The sequence below is a fragment of the Cupriavidus mimosae genome, assembly GCF_023952485.1.
Classification (GTDB): Bacteria; Pseudomonadota; Gammaproteobacteria; order Burkholderiales; family Burkholderiaceae; genus Cupriavidus; species Cupriavidus taiwanensis_C.
The window spans coordinates 1-6,574 of sequence record NZ_JALHRY010000042.1; the positions used below are offsets into that span (position 1 = coordinate 1).

Here is a 6,574-nt window from a genome sequence, read left to right on the forward strand (position 1 = left end):
GATCGCGCCAGACCGATACTGCCTGACTCCTGATGCGCCGCACCGCCCGCCTGTTTCACCGCCTTGCCCTGGCCACGGCGCTTGCCGTGCTGGCACCGCTGTGCGGCCATGCGCAGATGGCGGACGGCAACGGCCAGTCGGCGGCGCGCGTGCGCTTCCAGGAGCAGGTTGTGATGCTGCCCAAGGCCGCGATCCCGTCGCGCATCGATCTGGAAGCCACAGTGTTCAGGCCGGCCGGCGCCGGGCCGTTCCCGCTGGTGGTGATCAACCACGGCAAGGCGCCGGGCCGGCCCGGCATGCAGGGGCGCGCGCGCTTTCCGGCGCAGAGCGTGGAGTTCCTGCGCCGCGGCTACGTGGTGGTGCTGCCGATGCGGCAGGGCTTCGCGCGCTCGGGCGGCGCCTATATCGGCGGCAGCTGCGACATCGAGACCAACGGCATGATGCAGGCCGACGACGTCGTCGCCACGCTCGACTACATGGCGACGCAGCCCTATGTCGACATGGAGCGCATCGTCGTGATCGGCCAGTCGCACGGCGGGCTGACCACCATGGCCTTCAGCACCATCGCCTATCCCGGCGTGCGTGGCGTGGTCAACTTTGCCGGCGGGCTGCGCAACCTGAACTGCCCCGACTGGGAAGAGCGCCTGGTCGATGCCTTCGCCGCCTATGGCAGCGTGGCGCGCTACCCCTCGCTATGGGTCTATGGCGAGAACGACAGCTACTGGCCGGTGCCCTTGCCCGGCCGCATGTTCAACGCCTTCAAGGCGCGCGCCAGCGGCCCCGCGGCGCAGGCCCGGCTGGTCGACGTGGGCGAGTTCGGCGCCGACTCGCACCGGCTGTTCAGCGCGCGCGAAGGCATCCCGGTGTGGCTGCCGCAGGTGGGCGAGTTCTTCCGCTCGCTGGGGCTGCCCTTCGATCCGGACACCTGAGCCACATTTTTCCTATCCGCTATATGCGCCATATCCGCCAACGGAGCGAACCATGGAATTCACTGCCCTGACCGTCAATATCGCCAACCACGTCGCCACCGTCACGCTGAACCGGCCCGACGTGCGCAACGCCTTCAACGAGACCGTGATCGCCGAGCTGACCGGCGCCTTCCGCGCGCTGGGCGACATGGACGAGGTGCGCGCCATCGTGCTGGCCGGCAGCGGCCCGGCGTTCTGCGCCGGCGCCGACCTGAACTGGATGAAGAAGATGGCCGGCTATTCCGACGAGCAGAACCGCGCCGATGCGCTGACGCTGGCGCAGATGCTGCACACTATCTGGTCGTGCCCGCGCCCGGTGATCGCGCGCATCCAGGGCGATACCTATGCCGGCGGCATGGGCCTGGTGGCCGCGTGCGATATCGCGGTGGCGGCCGAGCATGCACATTTCTGCCTGTCCGAGGCGCGCCTGGGGCTGCTGCCCGCCACCATCAGCCCGTATGTGATCCGCGCCATGGGCGAGCAGGCCGCGCGCCGCTACTTCATCACCGCCGAGCGCTTCGACGCGGCGGAGGCGCTGCGCCTGGGCCTGCTGCACGCGGTGGTGCCGGCCGAGGCGCTCGACGCCAAGGTCGCCGAACTGACCGCCGCGCTGGTGGCCAACAGCCCCAACGCCGTGCGCGAGAGCAAGCGGCTGGTGCAGGACATTGCCGGGCGCATGATCGACAACGACCTGCTGGCGGATACGGCCGACCGCATCGCGAAGATCCGGGCATCGGAGGAGGGGCGGGAAGGGGTGAAGTCGTTCCTGGAGAAGCGCACGCCGTCGTGGCGGCCGGCTTGAGTTCAAATAAAGGCTACGCGCGATTGCGTGGAGATGGCGGCACGCTAGGCCCAAGCGCAGCGCTTCTTGCTGCTAACGTTCGCCAAATCCTGCCAAAGCTGCGCTAACGGGAAAAATCCTCCGGCATTGCCAAGCCGCGGAAGTCCTCCCTACCATGACCCTCCCAATCCGCCCGCGACCCTCGCGCCGACCGGCCCTGCCGGCAGCGCCAGCGCGGACGGCCAACCAAGGAGGGCTATCTTGGACCACCTGTCCCTTTCCCCAGGCAGCGTCGCGGCCACACTGGGCCAGCGCAGCCGCGCCGCCGTCTGGCATCCGTGCACGCGCCTTCGTCCTGACGACGACGCCGTGCCGCTGGCGATCGTGCGCGGTGCGGGCCCATGGCTGCACGATGCCGACGGCCAGCGCTACTTCGACGCCACCAGTTCCTGGTGGGTCAACCTGTTCGGCCATGCCAACCCGCGCATCAACGCCGCGCTGGCGAGCCAGCTGGAGACGCTCGAGCATGTGATGCTCGCGGGCTGCACGCATGCGCCCGCGGTGGAGCTGGCCGAGCGCCTGTCGGCGCTGACCGGCGGCGCGCTGGGCCATGTCTTCTACGCCTCGGACGGCGCCTCGGCGGTCGAGATCGCGCTGAAGATGAGCTTCCACTACTGGCGCAACACCGGCCTGCCGGCCAAGCGCGAGTTCGTCTGCCTGCGCCACGGCTACCACGGTGAAACCGTGGGCGCGCTCGCCGTCACCGACGTGGAGATTTTCCGCGATGCCTACGACGCGCTGATCCGCCGCGCCCATGTGGTGATGTCGCCCGATGCGAGGCAGGCCCGGTTCGGCGAGTCCGCCGCCGACGTGGCGGCGCGCGCGCTGGCGGAGCTGGAGGCGCTGCTGCGCGAGCGCGCCGGCGCCATTGCCGCGCTGATCGTCGAGCCGCTGGTGCAAGGCGCCGCCGGCATGGCGATGCATGACCCGTCCTACCTGGATGGCGTGCGCGCGCTGTGCGACCGTTACCGCGTGCACCTGATCGCCGACGAAATCGCGGTGGGCTGCGGGCGCACCGGCACCTTCTTCGCGTGGGAACAGTCGCGCGGCACCGAGGCGCCGCTGCCCGCGCATGCCTGGCCCGATTTCCTGTGCCTGTCCAAGGGCATCAGCGGCGGCTACCTGCCGCTGTCGCTGGTGCTGTCGCGCCCGGAAATCCAGCGCGCCTTCGTCGCCGACGAGCTCGCGCGCAGCTTCCTGCATTCGCATTCGTACACCGGCAACCCGCTCGCCTGCCGCGCGGCGCTGGCCACGCTGGACCTGTTCACGCAAGACGATGTGCTGGCGCGCAACCGCGAGCGCGCGCAGTGGCTGGCCGACGGCATGGCGGCGCTGGCAGCCGACGCGCGCGTGCGCCATGTGCGCCAGCGTGGCCTGATCTGGGCCGCCGATGTCCGTGACGACGTTGCCGGCGCCGACTTCGCCGCGCGCTTCCACCATGCCGCGCGTGCGCGCGAGCTGCTGGTGCGCCCGATCGGCAATACGCTTTACGTGATGCCCCCCTACATCTTCGACGCCGCGCAGGCGCGCTGGCTGGGCGCACAGATGCTGGCCACGCTCGACGACGTGTCCGCGCAAGTGACCGAAGCCGCCGGCAAGGAGGTGCGCCATGCTGCTTGAACAACTGAAGCAGGCCGCCGAACAGCGCCATGCCCTGGCGCTGACGCGCCGCCGCCGCATTGCCCACACCGCGTGCGCGCCGCACCAGGCCGTGGGCGAGGACGGCACCGAGGCCGAATCGCTGCTGACCTTCTGCAGCAACGATTACCTCGGGCTGGCCAACCATCCGCAAGTGATCGCCGCGATGGTGGAAGGCGCGCAGCGCTACGGTGCCGGCAGCGGCGCCTCGCACCTGGTCAGCGGCCATTCGCACGCGCACGCGCAGCTGGAAGCCGAACTGGCACGCTGGTTCGCGCCGTACATCGCGCAGGCGCGCACGCTGTACTTCTGCACCGGCTACATGGCCAACATGGCCGTGCTGACCGCGCTCGGAACCGCCGGCGCGACGCTGTTCTGCGAGTCGCTCAACCACGCGTCGCTGATCGACGGCGCGCGGCTGGCGCGTGCCGACGTGCAGCGCTACCCGCATTGCGACACCACTGCGCTTGAGGCGCTGCTCGCCGCCAGCACCAGCGCACGCAAGCTGATCGTCACCGACAGCGTGTTCAGCATGGATGGCAACGTGGCACCGCTGCGCAGGCTGCTGGCGCTGGCCGAGCGTTATGACGCCTGGATCGTCGTCGACGATGCCCACGGCTTCGGCGTGCTCGGCGAGCATGGGCATGGCGTGCTGGAAGCGCTTGGACTGTCGTCCGAACTCTTTATCTACATCGGCACGCTTGGCAAGGCGGCCGGCGTGGCGGGCGCCTTCGTCGCCGCGCACGAGACCATCATCGAGCACCTGGTCAACACCGCGCGGCCGTATATCTACACCACGGCCGCGCCGCCCGCGGTCGCGCATGCGCTGCTGGCCAGCCTGGCCATCATCGAAGGCGACGAGGGTCGGCAACGCCGCGCGCAACTGGCGCGCTGCATCGCCACGCTGCGCGAGGGGCTGGCCCAGCTGGCCGCGATCGCAGGCTGGACCCTGGGCGATAGCCAGACCGCGGTGCAGCCGCTGATCGTCGGCGACAACGGTGCCGCGCTGGCGCTGTCGGCCACGCTGGAGGCCGACGGCATCCGCGTCGGCGCGATCCGTCCGCCGACCGTGCCTGAAGGCACGGCACGGCTGCGCATCACGCTGTCGGCCGCCCACACCGAGGCCGATGTGCGGCGCCTGCTGAATGCGCTGAGCGCCGCGGTGGCGCAGCGGGAGGCGGCATGAACCCGCGCGCGCCCGTGCCTCTCATGGCTCGCTTTGCCTGCTTCGTCACCGGCACCGACACCGGCATCGGCAAGACCCACGCCAGCGCCACGCTGCTGCATGCACTCCATGCCGCCGGCTACCGCACCGCGGGCATGAAGCCGGTGGCCAGCGGCAGCGAATGGCGCGACGGCCACTGGCATAACGACGACGTGGCGCAGTTGCGCGCCGCCAGTTCGGTCGCGGTGCCGCTGGGCCAGACCTGCCCGTTCCTGCTGCGCACGCCGTGCTCGCCGCACCTGGCGGCCGCGCAGGAAGGCGTGCGCATCACGCGCGCACCCATCCGTGATGCCTTCGACGCGCTGCGCCGCCAGGCCGACGCCGTGGTGGTGGAGGGCGTGGGCGGCTTCAACGTGCCGCTCGATGCCGGCGCGGTGCGTTGGAACACCGCCGACCTCGCCGTGATGCTGAGCGTGCCGGTGGTAATGGTGGTGGGCATCCGGCTCGGCTGCCTGAACCACGCCGTGCTGACCGCCGAAGCCATCCGCGCGCGCGGCCTGCCGCTGGCCGGCTGGATCGCCAACCGGGTCGACCCGGACATGCTGCTGGCCGACGAGAACATCGCCACGCTGCATGCAGCGCTCGGTGCGCCCTGCCTGGGCGAACTGCCCTGGCAACTGGCGCCCGCCTCCGCGGCGGACCGGCTCGACCTCGCGCCGCTGTTGACTGCCGCCACCCGCTACCAGGCCGAGGCCGCTGGCCTGGCTGCCTGAACAAAAATTCCATTGATCATGACCCAAGCCCACACCGTTACCACCATCTCCGCCGAATCGCTGCGCCAGACCGCGCGCCAGCATGCCTTGCCCGACGATGCCAAATGGCGCGTCGATGACGTTGCCGCGCTGTTTGCGCTGCCGTTCAACGACCTGCTGTTCCGCGCCCAGCAGGTCCACCGCGAACACTTCGACGCCAACACCGTGCAGCTGTCGACGCTGCTGTCGATCAAGACCGGCGGCTGCGAGGAGGACTGCGGCTACTGCCCGCAGAGCGCGCACCACGATGCCGGCGTCAAGGCCGAGAAGCTGATGGCGCTGGAAGAAGTGCTGGACGCCGCGCGCGCGGCCAAGGCCAATGGCGCCACCCGCTTCTGCATGGGCGCGGCCTGGCGCAGCCCCAAGGACCGCCACCTCGAGCCGGTGATGGACATGGTGCGCGAAGTCAAGGCAATGGGCCTGGAGACCTGCGTCACGCTGGGCATGCTCAAGGCCGAGCAGGCGCAGCAGCTCAAGGACGCGGGGCTGGACTACTACAACCACAACCTCGACACCTCGCCCGAGTTCTACGGCAAGATCATCACCACGCGCACCTACCAGGACCGGCTCGACACCATCGGCCACGTGCGCGACGCCGGCATCAACGTCTGCTGCGGCGGCATCGTCGGCATGGGCGAGTCGCGCGAGGCGCGCGCCGGCCTGATCGCGCAGCTCGCCAACATGGACCCGTATCCGGAATCGGTGCCGATCAACAACCTGGTGCAGGTCGAGGGCACGCCGCTGGCCGGCACCGAGGCGCTGGACCCGTTCGAGTTCGTCCGCACCATCGCGGTGGCGCGCATCACCATGCCGCAGGCGATGGTGCGCCTCTCCGCCGGCCGCGAGGCCATGGACGAAGCGCTGCAGGCGCTGTGCTTCATGGCCGGGGCCAATTCGATCTTCTACGGCGAAAAGCTGCTGACCACCGGCAACCCGCAGGCCGACCGCGACCGCGCCCTGCTGGCCCGCCTCGACATCCGCGCCGAGGGCTACGCTGGGTAACCCGGGTCAACGCCGCAGGAAAGTGCCCGCTGGACGGCGCGCCGCCGTAATATCCCGGTTAGGGGATAACAAGGAGGGCGCATGTTCAACAAGATCCTGATCGCCAACCGCGGTGAAATCGCCTGCCGCGTGGCCGCCACCTGCCGCC

Annotated in this window: 7 protein-coding genes; all 7 read left to right on the top strand. The window is 70.0% G+C overall.

From position 1 onward, the window contains the following. The first annotated feature begins 32 nt into the window (after positions 1–32). The gene (locus MKD50_RS29750; RefSeq protein ID WP_115705450.1) at positions 33–929 is read left to right on the top strand and encodes a dienelactone hydrolase family protein; all 897 of its coding nucleotides are present in this window, start codon (positions 33–35) and stop codon (positions 927–929) included. Between the two features lie 52 nt (positions 930–981). Beyond that, on the top strand, positions 982–1,770 hold the full coding sequence (locus MKD50_RS29755) for an enoyl-CoA hydratase/isomerase family protein (protein WP_115705452.1): 789 nt from the start codon (positions 982–984) through the stop codon (positions 1,768–1,770). Positions 1,771–2,010: 240 nt separating this feature from the next. After that, positions 2,011–3,429 carry an adenosylmethionine--8-amino-7-oxononanoate transaminase gene (bioA, locus tag MKD50_RS29760; RefSeq protein WP_252669733.1) on the top strand — a complete coding sequence of 473 codons (1,419 nt, stop codon included), beginning with the start codon at positions 2,011–2,013 and terminating at the stop codon, positions 3,427–3,429. Continuing rightward, positions 3,419–4,633 carry an 8-amino-7-oxononanoate synthase gene (gene bioF, locus MKD50_RS29765; RefSeq protein ID WP_252669735.1) on the top strand — a complete coding sequence of 405 codons (1,215 nt, stop codon included), beginning with the start codon at positions 3,419–3,421 and terminating at the stop codon, positions 4,631–4,633. The genes bioA and bioF overlap by 11 nt, the downstream gene beginning before the upstream one ends. Next, the gene (gene bioD / locus MKD50_RS29770; protein ID WP_115705457.1) at positions 4,630–5,385 is read left to right on the top strand and encodes a dethiobiotin synthase; all 756 of its coding nucleotides are present in this window, start codon (positions 4,630–4,632) and stop codon (positions 5,383–5,385) included. The genes bioF and bioD overlap by 4 nt, the downstream gene beginning before the upstream one ends. A gap of 18 nt (positions 5,386–5,403) precedes the next feature. Next, positions 5,404–6,426 (top strand): biotin synthase BioB, encoded by a 1,023-nt coding sequence (gene bioB, locus MKD50_RS29775; RefSeq protein ID WP_115705580.1) that lies wholly within the window; start codon positions 5,404–5,406, stop codon positions 6,424–6,426. 81 nt (positions 6,427–6,507) lie between these two features. Further along, positions 6,508–6,574 (top strand): biotin carboxylase N-terminal domain-containing protein (locus MKD50_RS30800; RefSeq protein WP_371925403.1); only part of this gene is annotated, 67 nt, incomplete at its 3' end.